This window comes from Stenotrophomonas sp. PD6 (assembly GCF_049199305.1).
In the GTDB taxonomy this organism is placed as follows: Bacteria; Pseudomonadota; Gammaproteobacteria; order Xanthomonadales; family Xanthomonadaceae; genus Stenotrophomonas.
In genome coordinates this window covers 131285-152307 of the sequence record NZ_JBLZQD010000002.1, presented here as the reverse complement: position 1 = coordinate 152307, position 21023 = coordinate 131285, and the positions used below count along the sequence as shown (strand labels likewise).

Genomic DNA, 21023 nt, shown 5'->3' with positions numbered 1-21023 from the left:
CTCCTGTTGTAGAAGCTCGACCGGAGCGGTTGATCGACATGACCACCACACGGACGAACCCTGGACGCCGATAGCCGTCCTTTGTTCGTCGTGGGGATGCTCGCAGCGCGAACGATCAGAGCGTTCGTTCCCGAACGGACCTGGGCTTACCAAACCAAGTCTGCCTTTTTCGACAGAAGCAATATATCGCTGCCCGGGTTTTTCCAGCAATAGCTGCGCTTCCGTAGCGGAGCCAGAGTGTGGCTGCCAGAGCACCTGGGAACGTGGAGTACCCCGGTCTTCCACAGGCAAAAAAAAGGCGCCCAGCGGGCGCCTAGTCGTTGATGCAGTGGTGGTCGTGCTGCAGTCAGACCCCCATCATATGGCATTGATTTACCAAGAAATTCAGTCCACCCCGGAGCCGTTCAACTCGCTTTTCGACTCACTTCCATCAAGGCCTTACCCACCTCGCCAGCTGACTGACGCCGCGCCTCGCTGGCCAAGGCGGCGAGGCGCAAAGTCTCAATTGATCTTGAAAAGGTACATGTTCACCGCTGCCACCCCGGTCGCCTGGTCGGCATAGATGATTGTGACGGGGACAGGATCACCGGGATTACAGTTCCACGGCGCTGAGGCCGACTGCAAAACAGTGACTACCCCGTTTGCCCCGATGGACATGCAGCCCTTTGGGCGGTAGATCAGCTTTGGAGAACCGGTGACGTCTGTTATCGCGCCGGCTGGATCAACAAGCTTGACCGACAGCTGGAAGGAAGAGCCCTTGGTCACGCCTACCTGCGCCACACCAGCGGCGTTGAACACCTCACTGGCGCTTGCACCGCCCGAGAGCATGGATAGCTCCCATTCGCCAACCAAGTCAGCGCTGGGAGTTGATGCCTTTAAACTCCAAGTCGGCCTACCATCGTCTTGCGCACCCGCAGAGAACGCCGTAGCTGCGAGTGTGAGAAAGCCTAGTGCTATTGACCTACTGCGCATACTTTCCCCGCAATTTCTGTATTGATGTCCAGCGAACCATTGGGCCGATTGGCTCGACATTGCTGCCTCACCCGCTCGCGCGCGTACTGCACAAATATCCCGCCCATTTCGTAGTAGAGCTGGGGATAGTGAGGCTGCGTTTCCCGTAGGCAGGGCACGATCTGCTGGCCAACCAGATCCCAATCATTCTGCGATCCACAACCGTATTGAGTCAGCGCGTTTTTCAGATCGACCTGAACGTGATACCACCCCATGGTCGAAAAGCACTCTCTGTCAGCTATCCATTTTCCTATGACGCCCATGTCGGCCATAGTGCCAACGAAGTTGCTGCACAAACCTTCAACAAACGGCCATAGATTTTCGCCCCCAAGGTATGGATCGACGAACGCTGGTATAACAAGCTCCATCCACTTGCAGTTGTCCATTTGGCAACGCAGCTGGCAAGACTTTTTCGCGATGCAGGTCTGCTGTGCATGGAACAGCCGCCTTGGATCTATTGGCCCCTTAGTATCGGCCTCAAGCTCTGCGACGCTTTTTCCACAGCCAAATTGACTGTTCTCTGGGTATCCCGGACACGCACTCGGCAACCGGTGGCACTCGCCAGTATTGTAATCCTTGACGGAAAATCCTTCTTTACAGACCGCCCTGATCTGGATGCTTCGAGCAAACTCATAGGGCACTCCGGGCGGTGATAACCCGTCTGGACGATACGCCTGGCAAATGTGTTTGAACGTCAAAGTACCCCACCACTTCGCCGGAAAGGGGTAGTAAACCACCGAGGTCTTACTGACTTCAGCCTGCCCGCAACGGGTGTTCCAAGGAGAGTTCACTTGCGGCTCGTCCCACCCGCCTTTTTTTAGGTAGTCCGCTTCCGCCTTTGCCTCTGCACCGCTCGCGTCAGAGAACATTGCAGTGCGGTATTCATAAGCGCCCGGGCCACCGCCGGCGTAGATGTCGCACGGTCCTCCAACACAGTCTGCAAAATACTGGAGATTTCGCGTCAGATCGTTAGCGCTGGCACTGCTTGGAACCAAAGCACATGCTAGGAGGGCCACAGCACACAGCGACCATACGCGCCACCCGCGCGCACGTACGTTTCCTTGCATCGCAACTGCTCCTGAAATTGGCCTTCGGCCAAGGCATCCCCGATGGACCGTTGAATATCAGCTGGCCTATCGGCTGTCCAATTCTGATGTTCAGGGATGGAACGGGAGTCTCGAAAATGAGACCTCAATGACATGCCTCTTACTCCCAAAACGGCAGGGCGAGCTGGTACCGGCTGTTCATCCGAGGTGTCCAGTTCGCGCTCCGGCCGCTGGGTGTTGAGGCCTATGGACCAGTTACCGCCATTGATGCGCTGGCACAGCCGCAGAACTTTCTTGTCGTAGCAGAACACGCTGTCGTTCTTTCCATCGGGCCGGGAGGCTACAGAACTCCGGTGGAGGTTGGGAGGGAGCATGCCGCAATCCTACGGGGCCGCCTCTCATACCCTGCGACCCGCGAAGGAAAAAGGGGCGCGAAAGCCCCTTATGCCTCGCAGTAGTCTGGTTCAATCATGTGTGGACGATTCGTCCAGGTCCCGATCCGAGATGCAACAAGCCTGGGCTTGACCAGCAGATTGATGACCTGCTGCCTTTGCCGGCCAACTGCAGCCTGGCGCCGACCCAACGCACCAGCGTCTTGCGGAGTACGCCGGCAGCCGTGCCATTGACAGATTCAGCGAGACGAATGACATTCGGGGGAATTGCTCGGCTCAAGTTTCTTTTCCATAAGGATTGGACGCTGTATGAAACGCGGAAAGATTGCGCTGACCTCTGTCGTCGCAGCTGCGGCGCTCAGCGCTGCAGGCTTTCTTTTGATCAGGAATGACACGAAGTCGGCACCTTCCGACATCATCCAGCCTCCCCTTAGCGATCGGAGGGCTCGACCTCCCAACGAAGAGACCGATCTACAGCCCGCGTCTACGGCAAGCTCACTTCAGAAGCATCCCGCCCCTATAGCAGCGCAGACAGATGCCGAAACGACGTATGAGCTCGTTGAGATCAACCTGCGTTGCCAGATCGACCGCGAAGCAGGTAGTGGACACATTCGGAGCACATCAGAGGGCCTCTGCAAGGATCTTTCACTCGATCCATTAAGCCGAGAAGAGATATTCAGGGCGATTACTTATGCTGCTGAACATGGAAGTGTCAAAGCTCAGCTCGACTATTCTGGCTACGCATCCAGAATTTTTGAAGACGAGAAGTACGCTCTCGATACTCATCTGATTCGGGAGTTCAAAGAGAATACGGTCAGATTTCTTGAGGCCGCTGGAAGCTCCGGGCAACCCGACGCCTACCTCCAACTGAGTGACATATATAATAACGGCGCAATCACCCCGAAAGATCCGGTGATGTCCTATGCATACGCAGAAGCATACTTCCGCACGGGCTCAAGTCCGCGTGCCGCGTCGTACCTAAGCACCGCCTCTGCTGGTTTGGATGGCGCCCAGCTGCGCCGCGGTAAGGAGATCGCCAATCAGATCCTCAACGAAAGGAGTTCGTCGAAGTGATTCAGAATGGTGCGGCCATGCGGGCTACTGGGAATTCGAGAGGGAAGCGTCATTGGTCAATTGCTGGTGCAATGGTACTGGCGACCGCAGCAGTTACGCTGGCGGCCAGCGCCGGGAAGTAGTTCTGCCCGCAATTCATGTTTGCGGCCTGGTGCAGCGCGGGCAGGGTGCCGTCCGGGTTGTGCGCGGTCACAGTCGCCAGTCAGCGTGGGCTGGAACTGACCAAGCCCGCAAATTCATCCCACATTTCAATCCGCATCGCTGCAGTGCCTCTCCTAGGCAATTGTCCGTTCGCTGACGGCCGCCTTGTCTGCGGCTCGCGGAACCGGCTGAACTCCCGTCGTTTTCAGAAGGGCTCTCAGGAGGCAATAAAAAGGGCGCCCGAGGCGCCCTTCAAGTCGTTGATGCAGTGGTGGGCCGTGATGGATTCGAACCATCGACCAAAAGATTAAAAGTCTTCTGCTCTACCGACTGAGCTAACGGCCCATTGCATGCCCCGACTTCGCGCCGGGGGTGCGCATTCTAACCCATCTTGCCGCGCAGGCGTAGCCCGTGTGGATCAGGCGTAGCGGGTGGGGTCGGCCACGCCGGCGTCGGCGAAGCCCTGGGCACGCAGGCGGCAGGCATCGCAATGGCCGCAGGCCGCGCCGCTGGCATCGGCGTTGTAGCAGGACACGGTCAGGCCGAAGTCCACGCCCAGGCGCACGCCTTCACGCACGATGTCGGCCTTGCTCAGGAACTGCAGCGGCGCGTGTACCTGGATGCCCGCCCCTTCCACGCCGGCCTTGGTGGCCAGGTTGGCCAGGGTCTGGAAGGCGCTGATGAACTCGGGGCGGCAGTCCGGGTAGCCGGAGTAGTCCACGGCGTTGACGCCGCAGAAGATGTCGTTGGCCCCGAGCACTTCGGCCCAGCCCAGCGCGACCGAGAGCATGATGGTGTTGCGCGCCGGCACGTAGGTGACCGGGATGCCCTCGCCGCCTGCTTCGGGCACGTCGATGTCATCGGTCAGGGCCGAGCCGCCGATGCTGCGCAGGTCGACGTTGACGGTCTTGTGCGCCGCGGCGCCCAGCGCCTGCGCCACCGCGGCGGCGGCATCGAGTTCGGAGGTGTGGCGCTGGCCGTAGCTGACGCTCAGGGCGTGGACGGCGAAGCCCTGCTCACGGGCGATGGCGACGACGGCGGCCGAATCCATGCCGCCGGACAGGAGGACAACTGCATTTTTCATGGGGGTGTTTCCGGTGGGTTGCGGGAAAGCCAGCACGCTGTCCCGCGCCGGTACATCAAGGCATGGCGAGCGGGCTCAGCGCCCGGGCTCGTCATCCCATAGAATTTTATGCAGCTGCATCTGGAAGCGCACCGGCAGGCGGTCTTCGACGATCCAGTCGGCCAGCTGGCGCGGGCTGATCTGGCCCTTGCTGGGCGAGAACAGCACCATGGAGCGCTCGTTCAAGCGGTGCTCGCGCACCATGCCGCGCGCCCAGTCGTAGTCCTCGCGGCTGCACAGCACGAACTTGATCTGGTCGCGGCGGGTGAGCAGCGGCAGGTTCTCCAGGCGGTTGCGGGCCATTTCGCCGGAACCCGGCGTCTTCAGGTCCACCACGCGCGATACGCGCGGGTCCACGGCGCTGACGTCCAGCGCACCGGAGGTCTCCAGCGAGACGTCCAGGCCGGCGTCGCACAGCTTCTCCAGCAGCACCAGGCAGCGCTTCTGCGCCAGCGGCTCGCCGCCGGTCACGCAGACGTGGTGCACGCCCTGGGCCAGCACCTCGCGCACGATCTCGTCGATGTCCCACCAGGTGCCGCCATGGAAGGCGTAGGCGGTGTCGCAGTAGGTGCAGCGCAGCGGGCAGCCGGTCAGGCGCACGAACACGGTCGGCCAGCCGGCGGTATCGGCTTCGCCCTGCAGGGAGGTGAAGATCTCGGTGATCTTCAGCCGTGGCAGGGGCGACTGCACGATCTCGCTGGGGAGCGCGGCGGCGGCGGACAGGGTGGTGGTCATTTGGGCGGTTCTTGAGATGCTACGTCGGAAACGAGAGCAGCCAGGCATGGCCTGGCTCTACAAGGCCCGTACACGGCGGGCCAACCTGTGATTATACCGGCCTTGGCCGGTTGGGGCCTCAGCGGACCTGCTGGCCGAGGCGGATGGCCTGCAGACGGTCCTGCGCGGTGCGCGCGGCGTCCGAGCCGGGATAGGTGCTCACAACCTGCTCCAGGGTTGCCTGGGCCTGGTCGACCTTGCCTTCGCCATACTGCGACAGGCCGATCTTGAGCAGGCCACCGGACGCCTTGTCGTGGGTCGGGTAGCGCGAGATGAGGTCGCGGAACTGCGCCTCAGCCAGCGGGAAATTGCGGGTGGCGTAGTAGCTTTCACCCAGCCAGTACAACGCGTTGGGGGTGTAGACGCCGTTGGGGTACAGCTCGAGGAAGCTCAGGAACAACTGGGCCGAATCCTCGTACTTGCCGGCCTTGAGCGAGTCGAAGGCGACGTTGTACGCGGTTCGCTCGTCGCCGGTGGCGGCGAGACTGCCCGGGTCTCCGTGCACGGAGGGCGGCCGCTCGGTAGCGGCCGTTGCCGGTTTCGGTGCAGCGGGCTTGGGGGCGGCAGCCGGGGCGTTCGCGGCCGGAGCGGCCGGAAGCAACGGGGCGGAGCCACCTTCAATACGGTTCAGACGCCCGTCCAGGTCCAGGTACTGGTCCTGCGAGGTCTGCTTCAGCTGGGCGTTTTCGTGCTGGAGCTGCTCAACGGTGCTCTGCAGCTGCTGCATCTGCTGGCGGAGCTGGTTGACCTGGTTCAACAGGTCCTGGGCGGAGCTGTTGTTGTTGGCCTGCTGCTCGAGCGCGCCAACGCGGTCGGCCAGGCTCTGCCGCTGGGCCTGCGCCGGTGCGGCAGCCACGAGGGCTGCCGCAACGACCAGCATCAGGGATTTGATGCCAATGCGCATGGATTACTGCGCGGTGTAGACGATTTCGACGCGACGGTTCTGCGACCAGCAACCTTCGTTCGACTCGGTGCAGACCGGACGCTCTTCACCGTAGGACACGACGGTCAGCTGCGAAGCCGAGCCACCGTTGGCCTGCAGCGCCGAGGACACGCCATTGCCACGACGCTCGCCCAGGGCCTGGTTGTAAGCGCGCGAACCGCGCTCATCGGCGTGGCCCTGCAGGGTGATGCGGGCCGACGGACGGTCACGCAGGTACTTGGCGTGGCACGCCATGACTTCCTGGAATTCCGGACGCAGGGTGTCCTGGTCCAGGTCGAACAGAACCACGCGCTGACGCAGGCAGGCGTTGGTGTCCAGGTCGCCCGGGCCGAACAGGCCGGAGGTCGACGGGCCGGTCGGCTGGGTGGTGCCGGTGCCGGTGTCAACCTGCGAAGCCGGCTGTTCCTTCACCTTCTTGGTGCAACCGGCCAGGACGGCCACGGACAACAGGGAGACAAGCAAAACGCGGGAGGTCTTGTTCATGGGGTACCTTGAGGCTCCTAAAGCCGGATGTGGGATGAATACGGCGGAAATCTTAACACTCTGTTAGCGCTTTGTACGGTATGGCGACCAAGAAGGTTCGCGAACATCACCGTCGGCCAGCACCAGCCGCTGGCGCACGCGCCCATCAGCCGATACGGCATACAACACGCCACGCCCACCCTCGCGGGCGGCGTACAACAACATGCTGGCGTTGGGCGCAAAACTGGGCGACTCGTCAAGCGAACCCGGCGACAGCGTGCTCCAGCGCGGGGAACCCAGGCTGCTGTCCATCAACGCGATCTTGTAGGTGTTGCCGCTGCCCTGGGCGACGGCCAGCTTCTTGCCGTCGTAGGACAGGCTCGGGGTGGCGTTGTAATTGCCCTGGAAGGTCACGCGCGAGGCGCTGCCGCCGCTGGCCGGGACCTGATAGATCTGCGGACGGCCGCCACGGTCGGAGGTGAAGTAGACGCTGGAACCGTCTGCGCTCCAGGTCGGCTCGGTGTCGATGGCGAAGTGGTTGGTCAGCTGGGTCAGCTGCTTGCTGCCCAGGTCCATCACGTAGATTTCCGGGTTGCCGCTGCGCGACAGCGACAGGGCCAGGCGGCGGCCGTCCGGGGAGAACGACGGGGCGCTGTTGATGCCGCGGAAGCTGGTGACCAGCTCACGGGCGCCGGTGGAGATGTTCTGGATGTAAATCGCCGAATTGCCACGCTCGAAGCTGACATAGGCCAGGCGGGTGCCATCCGGGCTCCACGACGGCGACAGCAGCGGCTCGGCCGAACGCACGATCACCTGCGGGTTGAAGCCGTCCGAGTCGGCCACCATCAGCGCATAGCGCATGGCGTCGCCCTTGCCGCTGGCGGTCACGTAGGCGATGCGGGTCCAGAAGGCGCCGCGGACACCGGTGATCTTTTCGTAGATGGCGTCGGCCATCTGGTGGGCCACGTCGCGCATGGCGGTGCCACGGGCGGTCATGGCCAGGCCGAGCAGGCGCTCGCCCTTGGGCACGTCGTACAGCTCGTATTCGACGCGGTAGGCGCCGGCACCGGCGTCCATCACCCGGCCCACCACGATGTAGTTCTGCTTCAGCGCGCGCCAGGTGGCGAACTGGATCTCGCTGCCACGGGTCGGCTTCTCAACAATCTGCGCTTCAGGCAGGTTGCGGAACTGGCCGGAACGGTCCAGATCGGCCCGGATCACGGCGGCGACGTCGGTCGTGGGTGCGGCGGCCGAGCCCTGGTAGGGCATGGGAACCACGGTGATCGGCGTGGCGGAGGCGTTGCCGCCAATGATGTCGATATCCAGGCCACGCTGCTGCGCGGCGGCGGCAAGAGGCAGGAACAACAATGCCGCGAACACGGCAAACCAGCGAGGCATCTTCTTCATGGGCGCTCTATAGGGGGAAAACCAGAACGAGGGATAACAGCAGTGCGGTGAACAGTTTCGCAATCATGAACCAACCGGGTGTGAAATCCGAGTGGTCACGGCCCGCAAAATCACCGTTCGTTAACGAACAACGTCGCTGCGCTGGCCCTGGCGGCCAGCACAATCGACGCCCGCGCAGCCGGAATCAGCGATCCTGAGCGGTGAAGTTGAAGTTGATCGTGCGCGCGAAGACCGTCTCGAACCCACGGTAAGGCAAGGGTTGGGCGTTCAAGACAGCCGCTTCGATCGAGCGCTTGCCGGCCTCATCGAACGGGCAACTCGGGCTTACCTTGGCCTGCAGCACCTGGCCACCCGGAATCTGGGTGATCACGATCTGGCACTTCTGCCCCTGCGGCACCGAGTCCGGGCGCTGCCACTGCGCCAACACCTTCTGCTGGATGGCAGCGGCGTACTTGGCGGCCAGGTCGTCGCTGGTGCCACCTCCACCGGCAGCCGGTTGCGCGGCCCCGCTGGAGCCCGCCGTCGATGCACCTGCGGCGGCCCGCGCGGCGGTCACCTCGCGGAGCTTCGCCTCGGCGCGCTTGATTTCACTTTCCTGCTGGGCCCGCTTGGCGCGGATCTCAGCCAGCTTCTTCGCGGTTTCCGCCGCCTTGGCGTCGTTGGCCTTCTGTTCCTGCTCGGCCAACTTTTTCTTCTGGTCGGCCTCTTCCTGCTGCTTGGCCAGGCGCAGCTTCTGCTCGGCCTCTTCCACGCGCTTGCGCTCGGTCAGGTCGATCTGCTCCTGGCGGCGCTTGGCTTCCTGTTCCTGCTTGGCCTTCTCGGCCGAGATCGACATCGCGTTGACCGCGGCCTGGTCGACCGTGTCGGGCTGGGCGATGCGTTCCTGGGCGTTCTGCTGCTGCGGGGTCGGCGCGTCCTGCGGGCGCGGCTCGGGCAGCGGCTGCGGCGGCGGCACGGTGTCTTCTTCGACCGGGGTCGGCTCGGCCACCGGCTCGGGCAGGTCGGGCAGTTTTTCCGAGGCGCGCAGGGCCTGGCGTGCGGCGGCGGCCTCGGAGGCCGACAGCTGCAGGCTGGCTTCGATGGCCGGATCACCGGCGGCGGCCTCGGTGCTGCGCTGGGGCGACCACAGCCACGCGGCGATGAACACCAGCGCGAGCAGGACGTGGACCAAGACCGCGAGCGCGATCGGCAGGCCCCACTCGCCTTCCGGCTGGCGCTGCGGTGGCAGGGCTTCAGCGTGCATCGGTCGCCAGACCCACCTTTTCAACATTGGCGCGCTTGATCACGTCCATCGCCGCGACCACTTTTTCGTACGCCACGGCCTTGTCGGCGGCCACGATCACGCGCAGGTTCTTGTCCTGCGCGGCGAGCGCGCCGAGCTGCGCCTGCAGTTGGGCGGCGTCCATGGGCGCCGGCTCCTTGGCTTCGGGCAGCTTGAGGCTGAGCTGGCCGTCCAGGCGCACCGAGACGATCACCGGGTCCTGCTTGCTCTCCAGGGCCTTGGCCTGCGAACTGGGCAGGTCCACCTCGAAGCTCAGCGTCAGCAGTGGCGCGGTGACCATGAAGATGATCAGCAGCACCAGCATGACGTCGATGTACGGGACGACGTTGATTTCGGATTTGAGCTTGCGGCGCTTGCGGCGGCCGATGGCAGCGGTCATGGCAGGATCCTTGTGCTCGGCGCTTACTCGTCGCCTGCGGACTGGCGCTGCAGGATCGAGCTGAACTCTTCGGCGAAGGTCTCGAAGCGGACCGACAGGCGCTCGACGCGGGTGGTGAAGCGGTTGTAGGCCCACACCGCCGGGATGGCCACGAACAGGCCGATGGCGGTAGCGAACAGCGCTTCGGAGATACCCGGCGCGACCGAGGCGATACCGGCCTGCTCACCGCTGTTGATCATGTCGTGCATGGTCACCATGATGCCGAACACGGTGCCGACCAGGCCCACGTAGGGCGCGGTCGAGCCGATGTTGGCCAGCAGCTCCAGGCTGCGCTCCATCTGGTCCACTTCGCGGGTGTAGGTGGTGCGCATGGCGCGCTGGGCGCCTTCGAGCTGCGCGCGGCTGTCCAGGCGGCGCTTGTCGCGCAGGCGGGTGAACTCGCGGAAACCGGCCTCGAAGATCGCCTCCAGCCCGCCCACCTTGCGGTTGCGGTCGGTGGCGGCGCTGTACAGCTTGCCCAGGTCCGCGCCGGACCAGAAGCGGCTTTCGAACTCGTCGGCTTCGCGGTTGGCCACGTTGAACACGCGCGCCTTGCGGAAGATGATCACCCAGCTGATGAACGAACCGGCCAGCAGCAGCAGCACGATGAGCTTCACCGGCAGGCTGGCCTTGATCATCAGGTCCAGGTAGTTGATGCCACCGCCATGCGCGGCTTGGGCGACCGTCTGCGCCGCGGCGCTGGTGACTTCCTGCGGCAGCGCCTCGGTCACCGTGGCCTGCAGGGCCAGGAGCATTGCGATCATCCGTTGTTCCTCAGTGTGCGGATACTAGAAATTCGTGGGTTTTCAACACGGCATGGAGATCATCGTCCATGCCGCGCGGTTTGAATGTGGAAGCGTCCAATGCCGCGATCTTCACCTGCGCGGTCAGCAGCGTTTCATCGCCGCGACACACCGCCTGTTCGAACACCATGCTGGCGCGCTTGCACTGCACCAGCCGGGCGCTCACTTCCAGCGCATCGTCCAGCCGCGCCGGCTTGAGGAACTCCATGGTCATCGAGCGCACCGCAAACACCAGCCCATACTCGATGCGCGTGCGTTCCTGGCCGAAGCCCAAGGCCCGCATCCATTCGGTGCGCGCCCGTTCCATGAAGGCCACGTAGCGGGCGTGGTAGACCACCCCGCCAGCGTCGGTATCTTCCCAATATATGCGTGTCGGCCAACTGAACCGGGGATCAATCACCATTGATCGACTCCGCGAACAGGTCGGCCGGCGGGTTCTTCGGCTTCAATCCCAGGTGGCGGTAGGCCTTCTGCGTGGCCATGCGGCCGCGCGCGGTACGCACCAGGAAGCCCTGCTGGATCAGGTAGGGCTCGACCACGTCCTCGAGCGTGCCCCGCTCCTCGGACAGGGCCGCCGCCATCGATTCCACGCCCACCGGGCCGCCGTCGAAGAAATCGATCAGGGTCCGGAGCATGCGCCGGTCGAGGTCGTCGAAGCCTTCCGGATCGACCTTCAGCATCTGCATGGCGGCCTGCGCCACGTCCTGGTCGATGTGGCCGGCGGCCTTGACCTGGGCGAAGTCGCGGACCCGGCGCAGCAGCCGGTTGGCGATACGCGGGGTGCCGCGCGAGCGCCGCGCGATTTCCGCCGCGCCTTCGGCGGTGCAGTCGATGCCGAGTATCGCCGCCGAGCGCCGCACGATCTTCGTCAGCTCCTCGGGGGTGTAGAACTCCAGCCGGTGCACGATGCCGAAGCGGTCGCGCAGCGGCGCGGTCAGCAGGCCGGCCCGGGTGGTGGCGCCAATCAGGGTGAACGGCGGCAGGTCGATCTTGATCGAGCGGGCCGCGGGGCCCTCGCCGATCATGATGTCGATCTGGAAGTCTTCCATCGCCGGGTACAGCACTTCCTCGACCACGGGCGAGAGGCGGTGGATTTCGTCGATGAACAGCACGTCATGCGGCTGCAGGTTGGTGAGCAGCGCGGCCAGGTCGCCAGCCTTCTCGATCACCGGCCCGGAGGTCACCCGCAGCGCCACGCCCAGCTCGTTGGCGATCACGTGGCTCAGCGTGGTCTTGCCCAGGCCCGGTGGCCCGAAGATCAGCACATGGTCCAGCGCATCGCCACGGGCCTTGGCCGCTTCGATGTAGATCGACAGCTGCTCGCGCACCGGGGCCTGGCCGAGGTAATCGGCCATGCGCTTGGGGCGGATGCTGGCGTCGGTGGTGTCATCCTCGCGGGTGGCACCAGCGCCGATGATGCGGTCGTCAGTCATATCCGGATTATGCGGCAACAGCGCTCGTTTCGGGGTTCTGCGAGGGCCGGCCAACGGCCGCCGCTACCGAGAATGCATCTGGTGGAGAGCCCCCTTGTTGTTCAAGGGGGCGCGCCGAAGGCGGGGGGATAAGGTGGAATGCCATGGGCCGCAGGTAGAGAGCTGACGCAGTCAGATCTCTACCTGGGCACCAAGTTCGACCAGCCTGTTTCCCGGAATCCGGAAGAACCCGGTCGCCGGCGCCGCGTTCCGATGCATCAGCGCGAACAGCTTGTCGCGCCAGATCGGCATGCCGCGGTTGGCGGTGGCCACGATGGTCTCGCGGCTGGCGAAGAAGGTGGTGTCCATCGGGTCGAAGTAGATGCCGCCGTGGTCGCACGAGCGCATCAGCGCCAGCGGCACGTCCGGGGTCTCCATGAAGCCGAAGCGGACGAACACGCGGTAGAACTCGTCGCCCACCGATTCGATCTTCAGGCGCTGGCCCTCCATCGCATACGGAATGGGCAGGGTTTCCACGTGCAGGAACACGTTGCGCTCGTGCAGCACCTTGTTGTGCTTGAGGTTGTGCATCAGCGCATGCGGGGCCACCGACGGGTCGGCGGTGAGGAACACCGCGGTGCCCGGCACGCGCACCGGCGGCGCCAGCATCAGCCCGGGCAGGAAGGTATCCAGGCGGATGCCGTCCTTGCGGATCTCATCGCGCAGCAGCTCGCGGCCACGCCGCCAAGTGCGCATCATGGTGAACAGCACGATGCCCAGCACCACCGGGAACCACGCGCCCTGCAGCAGCTTGGCGCCGTTGGCGATGACAAAGCCCAGGTCGATGATGAAGAACACCACGCACAGCGGAATGATCCAGTAGCGCGAGGTCGGCCACAGCGCGCGGGCCACCAGCGCCAGCAGCAGGGTGTCGATCAGCATGGTGGCCGACACCGAGATGCCGTACGCCACGGCCAGGTTGGAGGAGCTGCGGAACGCCAGCACCAGCCCGATCACCATCACCGCGATGCCCCAGTTGATGCCGGGAATGTAGATCTGGCCGATGGTGTCGTGCGACGTATGGGTGATGCGCATGCGCGGGATGTAGCCCAGCTGCATGGCCTGGCGCGAGACCGAGAACGCGCCGGTGATGACCGACTGCGAGGCGATCACCGCGGCCATGGTGGCCAGGATGATCATCGGGTACAGCGCCCACTCCGGCACCGCCTCGAAGAACGGGTTCTTCACCGCTTCGGGGTTGTTGAGCACCAGCGCGCCCTGCCCCAGGTAGTTCAGCACCAGGCACGGCAGCACGAAGAAGTACCAGGCATGGCGGATCGGCTTGGCCCCGAAGTGGCCCATGTCGGCGTAGAGCGCCTCGCCACCGGTCACCGCCAGCACCACCGCGCCGAGGATGAAGATGCCGTGCCAGCCGTGCTCCATGAAGAAGCGCAGCGCCCACATCGGGTTGAAGGCCTTGAGCACTTCAGGCGAATCGATGATGTTCCAGATGCCGATCGCGGCCAGCGAAATGAACCAGATCGAGGTGATCGGCCCGAACAGCTTGCCGATCTTCTCGGTGCCGAAGCGCTGCACCGCGAACACGGCCAGCAGCACCACCACGGTGATCGGCACGATGAAGGCATGCAGCCCCGGCGCGGCCACCTCCAGGCCTTCGACCGCGCCCAGCACGGAGATGGCCGGGGTGATGACGCCGTCGCCAAAGAACAGCGAGGCGCCGAAGATGCCGAGGATGCCCACCACGTAGGCCGAGCGCGAGCCGTTGCGCAGGGTGCGCTGGGTCAACGCCATCAGCGCCATGATGCCGCCCTCGCCGTCGTTGTCGGCGCGCATGATGATGGTGACGTACTTCAGCGTCACCACGATGTTCAGCGCCCAGAACGCCAGCGACAGCACGCCCAGCACCGTGTCGTGGTCGCTGTTGAGGCCGTAATGCGGCGAAAACGCTTCCTTCAGCGTGTACAGCGGGCTGGTGCCGATGTCGCCGAATACCACGCCGATGGCGCCGACGATCAGCGCCAGGCCGCTGGCGGCCGGCGCATGGCCGTGCCCGTGGTGGCCGCTGTCGTGCTGGGTGGAGGAGGTGGACATGGAACTCCGGAAAGGCGTCGGTCGGAAAGGGAAAGGGCCGGCGCGCGGGTCAGCGCAGCGCGGCCTGCAGGGCCTTGCGGATCACGGTGGCAACATCGTCGCCCTCGGCGTTGGCATCGCGCGCCATGCGCGCCGCCTCGACCGGCTTGTAGCCCAGTTGCTGCAGGGCCACGGTCGCCTCGGACACCGGGTCGGTGGCCGGTGCCGCGCCAGCGATCGGCGCACCGCCGCCACCGAAGTTGGCCGCGCGGTCGCGCAGCTCCAGCACCATTCGCTCGGCGGTCTTCTTGCCGATGCCCGGAATACGGGTCAGCGCGGTGATGTCACCGGCCTGCAGCATCCGCGCGAACTCGTCCACGCTCACGCCCGACAGCACCGCCAGCGCGATCTTGGCGCCGATACCGCTCACCTTCTGCACGTCGCGGAACAGCCGGCGCTCGCCCTCGCGCAGGAAGCCGTACAGCGAAACGCTGTCTTCCTTCTGCGCGTAGTGGGTGAACAGGGTGACCTCGCGGCCCAGCTCGGGCAGGTCGTAGAAGGTGCTCATCGGCGCCTCCAGTTCGTAACCGACGCCGTTGACGTCGATCAGCAGCCACGGCGGCGCCTTGTACGCCAGGATCCCGCGCAGACGACCAATCATGCAGATGTCCTCATTTCCGGCCCCACGCCTGGCGGGTGTTGACACCCAGGCGCTGCGCCGTCGCCCGTACATGGGCGTGGGTGATGGCCACGGCCAACGCATCGGCGGCGTCGGCCTGCAGCTTGGTTTTCAGGTTGAGCATAAGCCCGACCATGTGTTGGACCTGTTGCTTTTCCGCGCCGCCGCGGCCGACCACGGCCAGCTTGATTTCACTGGCCGCGTACTCGTGTACCGGCAGGTCGCGCATGACCACCGCCGAGATGGCCGCGCCGCGCGCCTGGCCCAGCTTCAACGCCGAATCGGGGTTGCGCGCCATGAACACCTTCTCGATGGCCACTTCGTGCGGGCGGTATTCCTCCACCAGCGCGTTGAGGCCCAGCACCAGCACCTTCATGCGCTGCGGGAAGTCCTCCGCGCCCAGCAGCACCAGCGGCAGGTGGTGCACGTGCAGCACCTTGCCGGTCGGGTCCACGTCAATGATGCCCACCCCGGTACGCTGGGAACCGGGGTCGATGCCGAGAATGCGGATCATGCGGCAGGCCGGCGGCGGAAACGATGGCAGGGAACGTCGGGAGTCATCATGGTCCGCATTGTCCGCCCCCGCGTCGCACTTGGCGAGACGGGGGCGAAACGGTCAGGCGTAGGCGTCCGCGCCGAGGTCGGCGTTGGAGAACACGTCCTGCACGTCGTCCAGGTCTTCCAGCATGTCCAGCAGCTTCTTGACCTGCAGGGCGGTGTCGCCCTCGACCTTGATGTCGTTGTCCGCGCGGAAGGTGAGCTCGGCGTGGTCGGGCTTCAGCCCGGCCGCTTCCAGCCCGTCCTTGACCGCGTGGTAGCTGTCGGCGGCGGTGAGCACGTCGATGGCGCCGTCTTCGGGGTAGACCACGATATCGTCCGCGCCGGCCTCGATGGCCGCCTCGGTGATGCTCTCCTCATTGGCGCCGGCACCGAAGTGCAGCACGCCCACGCGCTTGAACATGAAGGACACCGAGCCTTCGGTGCCCATGTTGCCGCCGCACTTGCTGAACGCATGGCGGACATCGGCCACGGTGCGCACGCGGTTGTCGGTCAGGCAGTCCACGATCACGGCCACGCCACCGGGGGCATAGCCCTCGTAGCGGATCTCTTCGTATTCAACGCCTTCCAGCTCGCCGGTGGCCTTCTTGATGGCGCGTTCGATCACGTCCTTGGACATGTTCGAGGCCAGGCCCTTGTCCATGGCAACCCGCAGGCGCGGGTTGTTGTTGGGGTCGCCTCCACCGCCGCGCGCGGCGACGCCGATCTCACGGATGATCTTGGTGAAAATCTTGCCGCGCTTCGCGTCAGACGCGTTTTTGCGGTTTTCGATGGAAGGGCCTCTACCCATGGGTGTTTCCGTGCTTGCGTCAGGAACAGGGCGCGGATTCTACCTGATCGGCCGGTGGGTACGTGTTAGATCCTGCCGCCGCAGGGTGTCGCACCCTCAGGCGGCGTGGGCGGCGCGGTCGTGGCGGAAGCAGCCGTCGCGCAGGAACGCGGCGGTCTGGCGCGCCGCGTCCGGGGAAAACACCAGCCCGCTGTGGCTGGCCGGGACCACGCAATGGTCGGCCAGGCCCGGCAGGCGGGTCTCGTCCAGCCCCACGGTGCCGTCGGAGGACTCGCCCAGGGCGCCCAGCAGACTGCCCAGCCCATGCGGCACCGAGCCGGCCACCAGGCCGACCTGCGCCCTGCCCTCCCAGGCCGGCAGGCCGTCCAGCAGCATGCCGCTGCTGCGGCCCAGGGCCAGCGCCCAGCCATGGTCGGCCAGCGAGCGCGCGGTGCTGCTGCCGCGCAGCGGCGAGCCCAGGCAGACCACGCGCGAGACCGGCAGGTCCGGCTGGCGGCGCAGGGCCTCCAGCGCCACCAGCCCGCCCAGGCTGTGCCCGACCAGCGAGACCGGGCCGCTGCCCTGCAGGCGCTCAAGCAGCTGCGGCACGGCGACATCGGGGCCGCCGAAGACACTGGAGTAACCGAAGGTGTCCACGCTGAAGCCGCGCGCGCGCAGGCGCCAGGCCAACGGGCCGACCCAGGCGCGGGCATTCCAGATGCCGTGCAGCAGTAAAACGGGGGGATTCATGTGCGCAGCCTAACGTTTCTTTCAGGAGCCAACGGCTGCATTAGACAAATGGACGCGGGAACGACGGGTGAAGCCGCCCAACGCGTTCAGGCAGCGGTCGGCGGGCGACGCAGGATGAATTCGAGGTCGTTGATCTGGCCCACCGGGAACAGGTACTCGCCGGCGCGCTGGAAGCCGTAACGGGCATAGAAGCGCTGCGCGCCGAAGTTCTCCGACCACACGCCCAGCCACAGCGTGCGCGGGCCCTCGCGTTCCAGCCAGGTCAGGGCGGTTTCCAGCAGGCGGCTACCCCAGCCACAGCTCTGCTGGTCCTTGATCAGGTACAGCCGCTTGAGCTCGCCGTCACCGGGCTGCACGTCCGGGTGCGGCAGGCCGCAGGGGCCGGCGGCGGCGTGGCCCACGGCCACCCCGTCCAGCTCCAGCAGCCACACCGCGTAGTCCGGGTGGGACAGGATCACGCGCTGGCGCTCCACCGCATAGGACTCGTCGAGGAAGTCCTGCAGGTCCTGCGGCGGGTACAGATGGCCGAAGGTTTCCACGAAGGTACGGGCGGCCAGCACCGACAGGGTCGGTGCGTCCTCGGGGCCGGCGCGGCGGATGGTGTACATGGACGGGTCCGGGGCAGGCCTCAGGCCTGCGTCCCCTTGGCGGCGTCTTCCTCTTCGCCGTCCTCGTCTTCCTCGTCCTCGTACTCTTCCTCGTCTTCTTCCTCTTCCTCTTCCTCGCCTTCTTCGTACTCTTCGTCTTCCTCGTCGCCTTCCTCTTCGTCGTCCTCGTAATCCTCGACGCCGAAGTCCTCACCGTCCCAGCGGCCCTCGCCATCGGCGACGAAGGTCAGCGCCATCGCGGCCGGGTTGGTGCCCACGCGGACCAGCCAGCCGCCGAACACGCGGGCGCGCTCGGTCACCAGGTTGGCGTCGGCGCCTACGTTGCCCAGCTTTTCCCATTCCACTGCGAATGCAAACTCGGTCACTGCTGGATCTCCTGGACGATGTAGGGTAATGGCGCCGGGCAGAGCCCGGCGCTACGGACGATTATTGTTTTTTCGGGCGGACCTGGATATGCACTTCGGCCAGCTGCTCGTCCGGGATCGGCGACGGGGCGCCGGTCATCAGGCACTGCGCGCCGGTGGTCTTCGGGAACGGGATGACGTCGCGGATCGACTCGGTACCGGCCATCAGCGCGGCGATACGGTCGATGCCGAAGGCGATGCCACCGTGCGGCGGCGCGCCGAAACGCAGCGCGTCGAGCAGGAAGCCGAACTTGGCTTCGGCCTCTTCGGCGCCGATGCCGAGCAGCTCGAACACCGTGCTCTGCATGTCCGAACGGTGGATACGGATCGAACCGCCGCCGATCTCGTTGCCGTTGAGCACCATGTCATAGCCGCGCGACACGGCGGTCTTCGCATTGGCGCGCAGGTCGGCGATGTCGTCCACCGCCGGGGCGGTGAAGGGGTGATGCAGGGCGACGTAGCGCTGGGCCTCGTCGTCGTACTCGAACATCGGGAAGTCGGTGACCCACAGCGGTGCCCAACCGGCGGCGACCAGGTTGAAGTCCTTGCCGGCCTTCAGGCGCAGGGCGCCCATGAAGTCGGACACCTTGTTGTAGCCACCGGCGCCGAAGAACACGATGTCGCCGTTGCCGGCGCCGACGTGCGCGACCAGCGCGGCGAACGCGTCTTCGCTGAAGAACTTGGCGATCGGCGAGCTGATTTCGCCGTTGTCGGCGATCTTGATGTAGGCCAGGCCCTTGGCGCCGTACTTGGCGGCATGCGCGGCGTATTCGTCGATCTGCTTGCGCGACAGGCTGGCGCCGCCGGGAATGCGCAGCGCAGCCACGCGGCCGTCGGCATCGCTGGCGGCGGCGGTGAACACCGGGAACTCACTGGTCTTGACCAGCTCGGCCACGTCCACCAGCTCCAGCGCGATGCGCAGGTCCGGCTTGTCCGAACCATAGCGACGCATCGCCTCGGCCCAGGTCATGCGCGGGAAGCTGGCGGCCAGCTCCACATCGACCACTTCCTTGAAAATGGCGCGGATCATGCCTTCCACGTAGTCCTGCACGTCGCGCTCGCGCACGAAGGCGAATTCCATGTCCAGCTGGGTGAATTCCAGCTGGCGGTCGGCACGCAGGGCCTCGTCGCGGAAGCAGCGCGCGATCTGGTAGTAGCGGTCGAAGCCGGCCACCATCAGGATCTGCTTGAACAGCTGCGGCGACTGCGGCAGCGCGTAGAACTCGCCCGGGTGCATGCGCGCCGGCACCAGGAAGTCGCGGGCGCCTTCCGGGGTGGCCTTGGTCAGGATCGGGGTTTCGATGTCCTGGAAGCCGTCGCCATCGAGGTGGCGGCGCAGCGCCTGCACCAGCTTGATGCGGGTGCGCTGCATGCGCTGCATTTCCGGGCGGCGCAGGTCCAGGTAGCGGTACTTGAGGCGGGTTTCCTCGCCCGGGTTCTCGTGGGCGTGGAACGGCAGCGGCTCGGCCTTGTTGAGGATGGTGATGCGGGTGGCCACGATCTCGACCTGGCCGGTACGGATCTTGTCGTTCACCGCATGACGCTTGCGCACCACGCCCTCGACCTGCAGCACGTCCTCGTAGCCCAGGCTGGCGGCCACCTTGAACACGTCCGCGTTCTCCGGCTCCACGGTCACCTGCACGATGCCTTCATGATCGCGCAGATCGATGAAGCACACGCCGCCCAGATTGCGGGCTACGTCGGTCCAGCCGGCGAGGGTGACAGTCTGGCCAATCAGGGTCTCGTCGACCAGGCCACAGAAGTGGGTACGCATGGGGGAAACGCTCCGCAGAAGATTGCCGGCGCCAGGCAGCACCGGTCAGCCCGTTATTCTGCGGCCGGCGACCCGTTCGGGCAAATCCGGATGGTCACACGGGCTTGATGCGGCCCGGACCTATAGTCCGCGCACCAACGTGCGCAAGGGGAAGTTGCCATGAACCGCCGCCTGACCATCGCCTGTCTCACCGCCGTACTGGCCTGTACCGCCCCGGCCCTGCATGCCCAGATGGGCACCCGCGCCTACGCCCCGGAGAACCTGTCGCAGCTGTCCGCCAACGACAGGGCCCGGGTGATCTCCGAGGAATACGCCGACCAGTCCAACGGGCGCCGCATCCCGGACGACCAGCTGCGCTTCTACCTGGCCCAGGTCAACTCCGGCTGGGGTTTCTCGCGCATCAAGCAGGATATTGCGACCTCCCTGGGCGGTTCCGGCGGGGGCTGGAACGGCGGCGGCGGCAACAATGGCACCGTGCGCTGCGAGAGCCAGGACAACCGCCAGCGGGTCTGCACCACCGGCTGGCGCAGCGCCCAGCTGTCCCGGCAGATCTCCGGCACCCGCTGCGTGGAAGGCAGCAACTGGGGCTCGCGCGATGGCCAGGTCTGGGTCAGCGGCGGCTGCCGGGCCGAATTCGTCGAAGGACGGGGCGGCGGCTGGGGCGGCGGCGGCCCGGGGGGCAGCGGCAGAACGATCCGCTGCGAGAGCCAGGACAACCGCGAGCGCACCTGCACCACCGGCTGGCGCAATGCGACGCTGGTCCGGCAGATCTCCGGCACGGCCTGCGTGGAGGGCCAGACCTGGGGCGTGCGCAATGGCGCGATCTGGGTCAACCGCGGCTGCCGCGGTGAATTCGCCGAGTCCCGGGGCAACTGGGGCGGCGGCGGGGGTGGCAACAGCAATTACAGCGTGACCTGCAGCAGCAACGACAGCCGCCAGCAGACCTGCGCCTGGGATTCCCGCCAGGGCCGGCCCGCGATGATCCAGCAGCTCTCCGGCACCGCCTGCGTGGAAGGCCGCAACTGGGGCTACCGCAACGGCACCCTGTGGGTCAGTGGCGGCTGCCGGGCACGATTCGGCGCGCGGTGAGGCGGCACGGCCC

The 21023-nt window shown here is 65.5% G+C and carries 22 protein-coding genes and 1 tRNA gene; 2 read left to right on the top strand and 21 right to left on the bottom strand.

The genetic code is table 11. The annotated features are described in order from the left end of the window. Positions 1–501: 501 nt before the first annotated feature. Both ACOZHM_RS03650 and ACOZHM_RS03645 read right to left on the bottom strand, forming a co-directional pair. Positions 502–828, bottom strand: a complete 327-nt coding sequence (locus ACOZHM_RS03650) for a hypothetical protein (protein WP_421567599.1) — start codon at positions 826–828, stop codon at positions 502–504. A 125-nt stretch (positions 829–953) separates the two neighbouring features. Further along, positions 954–1880 carry a hypothetical protein gene (locus ACOZHM_RS03645; protein ID WP_421567598.1) on the bottom strand — a complete coding sequence of 309 codons (927 nt, stop codon included), beginning with the start codon at positions 1878–1880 and terminating at the stop codon, positions 954–956. Between the two features lie 878 nt (positions 1881–2758). On the opposite strand from ACOZHM_RS03645, the gene ACOZHM_RS03640 reads away from it, so the two are divergent. Next, complete coding sequence (locus ACOZHM_RS03640; RefSeq protein ID WP_421567597.1) at positions 2759–3523, top strand: hypothetical protein; 765 nt, start codon at positions 2759–2761, stop codon at positions 3521–3523. Between the two features lie 410 nt (positions 3524–3933). Here ACOZHM_RS03640 and ACOZHM_RS03635 read toward each other — a convergent pair. From ACOZHM_RS03635 to aspS, 19 genes are all read right to left on the bottom strand, one after another. Continuing rightward, a tRNA-Lys gene (locus tag ACOZHM_RS03635) sits at positions 3934–4009 on the bottom strand. Positions 4010–4082: 73 nt separating this feature from the next. Next, positions 4083–4748 carry a 7-cyano-7-deazaguanine synthase QueC gene (queC, locus tag ACOZHM_RS03630; RefSeq protein WP_421567596.1) on the bottom strand — a complete coding sequence of 222 codons (666 nt, stop codon included), beginning with the start codon at positions 4746–4748 and terminating at the stop codon, positions 4083–4085. Between the two features lie 75 nt (positions 4749–4823). After that, positions 4824–5522, bottom strand: a complete 699-nt coding sequence (gene queE, locus ACOZHM_RS03625) for a 7-carboxy-7-deazaguanine synthase QueE (RefSeq protein ID WP_421567595.1) — start codon at positions 5520–5522, stop codon at positions 4824–4826. A 118-nt stretch (positions 5523–5640) separates the two neighbouring features. Next, positions 5641–6465 (bottom strand): tol-pal system protein YbgF, encoded by an 825-nt coding sequence (gene ybgF / locus ACOZHM_RS03620; protein ID WP_421567594.1) that lies wholly within the window; start codon positions 6463–6465, stop codon positions 5641–5643. Positions 6466–6468: 3 nt separating this feature from the next. Next, positions 6469–6987 (bottom strand): peptidoglycan-associated lipoprotein Pal, encoded by a 519-nt coding sequence (gene pal, locus ACOZHM_RS03615; protein ID WP_421567593.1) that lies wholly within the window; start codon positions 6985–6987, stop codon positions 6469–6471. 63 nt (positions 6988–7050) lie between these two features. After that, positions 7051–8373, bottom strand: coding sequence for a Tol-Pal system beta propeller repeat protein TolB (tolB, locus tag ACOZHM_RS03610; RefSeq protein WP_421567592.1), 1323 nt, complete (start codon positions 8371–8373; stop codon positions 7051–7053). A 184-nt stretch (positions 8374–8557) separates the two neighbouring features. Further along, positions 8558–9616 carry a cell envelope integrity protein TolA gene (gene tolA, locus ACOZHM_RS03605; protein ID WP_421567591.1) on the bottom strand — a complete coding sequence of 353 codons (1059 nt, stop codon included), beginning with the start codon at positions 9614–9616 and terminating at the stop codon, positions 8558–8560. Continuing rightward, positions 9606–10034 (bottom strand): protein TolR, encoded by a 429-nt coding sequence (gene tolR / locus ACOZHM_RS03600; protein WP_421567590.1) that lies wholly within the window; start codon positions 10032–10034, stop codon positions 9606–9608. The genes tolA and tolR overlap by 11 nt, the downstream gene beginning before the upstream one ends. A 23-nt stretch (positions 10035–10057) precedes the next feature. Beyond that, on the bottom strand, positions 10058–10837 hold the full coding sequence (gene tolQ / locus ACOZHM_RS03595) for a protein TolQ (protein WP_421567589.1): 780 nt from the start codon (positions 10835–10837) through the stop codon (positions 10058–10060). Positions 10838–10847: 10 nt separating this feature from the next. Further along, complete coding sequence (gene ybgC, locus ACOZHM_RS03590; protein ID WP_421567588.1) at positions 10848–11279, bottom strand: tol-pal system-associated acyl-CoA thioesterase; 432 nt, start codon at positions 11277–11279, stop codon at positions 10848–10850. Beyond that, on the bottom strand, positions 11269–12309 hold the full coding sequence (ruvB, locus tag ACOZHM_RS03585; protein WP_421567587.1) for a Holliday junction branch migration DNA helicase RuvB: 1041 nt from the start codon (positions 12307–12309) through the stop codon (positions 11269–11271). The genes ybgC and ruvB overlap by 11 nt, the downstream gene beginning before the upstream one ends. Positions 12310–12480: 171 nt before the next feature. Beyond that, positions 12481–14400, bottom strand: coding sequence for a potassium transporter Kup (locus tag ACOZHM_RS03580; protein WP_421567586.1), 1920 nt, complete (start codon positions 14398–14400; stop codon positions 12481–12483). A 49-nt stretch (positions 14401–14449) separates the two neighbouring features. Continuing rightward, complete coding sequence (gene ruvA, locus ACOZHM_RS03575) at positions 14450–15040, bottom strand: Holliday junction branch migration protein RuvA (RefSeq protein ID WP_421567585.1); 591 nt, start codon at positions 15038–15040, stop codon at positions 14450–14452. A gap of 10 nt (positions 15041–15050) precedes the next feature. Continuing rightward, a complete protein-coding gene (gene ruvC, locus ACOZHM_RS03570; RefSeq protein WP_421567584.1) occupies positions 15051–15572 on the bottom strand; it encodes a crossover junction endodeoxyribonuclease RuvC in 522 nt (173 codons plus the stop codon). A 102-nt stretch (positions 15573–15674) separates the two neighbouring features. Beyond that, a complete protein-coding gene (locus ACOZHM_RS03565) occupies positions 15675–16406 on the bottom strand; it encodes a YebC/PmpR family DNA-binding transcriptional regulator (protein WP_421567583.1) in 732 nt (243 codons plus the stop codon). 96 nt (positions 16407–16502) lie between these two features. Further along, entirely contained in the window at positions 16503–17135 is a 633-nt protein-coding gene (locus ACOZHM_RS03560; RefSeq protein WP_421567582.1) for an esterase/lipase family protein, read from the bottom strand. An 86-nt stretch (positions 17136–17221) separates the two neighbouring features. Beyond that, positions 17222–17743, bottom strand: coding sequence for a GNAT family N-acetyltransferase (locus tag ACOZHM_RS03555; RefSeq protein WP_421567581.1), 522 nt, complete (start codon positions 17741–17743; stop codon positions 17222–17224). Between the two features lie 20 nt (positions 17744–17763). After that, the gene (locus tag ACOZHM_RS03550) at positions 17764–18108 is read right to left on the bottom strand and encodes a DNA primase (protein WP_421567580.1); all 345 of its coding nucleotides are present in this window, start codon (positions 18106–18108) and stop codon (positions 17764–17766) included. Positions 18109–18169: 61 nt separating this feature from the next. Next, positions 18170–19921 carry an aspartate--tRNA ligase gene (gene aspS / locus ACOZHM_RS03545; RefSeq protein ID WP_421567579.1) on the bottom strand — a complete coding sequence of 584 codons (1752 nt, stop codon included), beginning with the start codon at positions 19919–19921 and terminating at the stop codon, positions 18170–18172. 411 nt (positions 19922–20332) lie between these two features. Between aspS and ACOZHM_RS03540 the strand changes: the two genes are divergently transcribed. After that, complete coding sequence (locus tag ACOZHM_RS03540) at positions 20333–21010, top strand: DUF3011 domain-containing protein (RefSeq protein ID WP_421568099.1); 678 nt, start codon at positions 20333–20335, stop codon at positions 21008–21010. Positions 21011–21023: the final 13 nt, after the last annotated feature.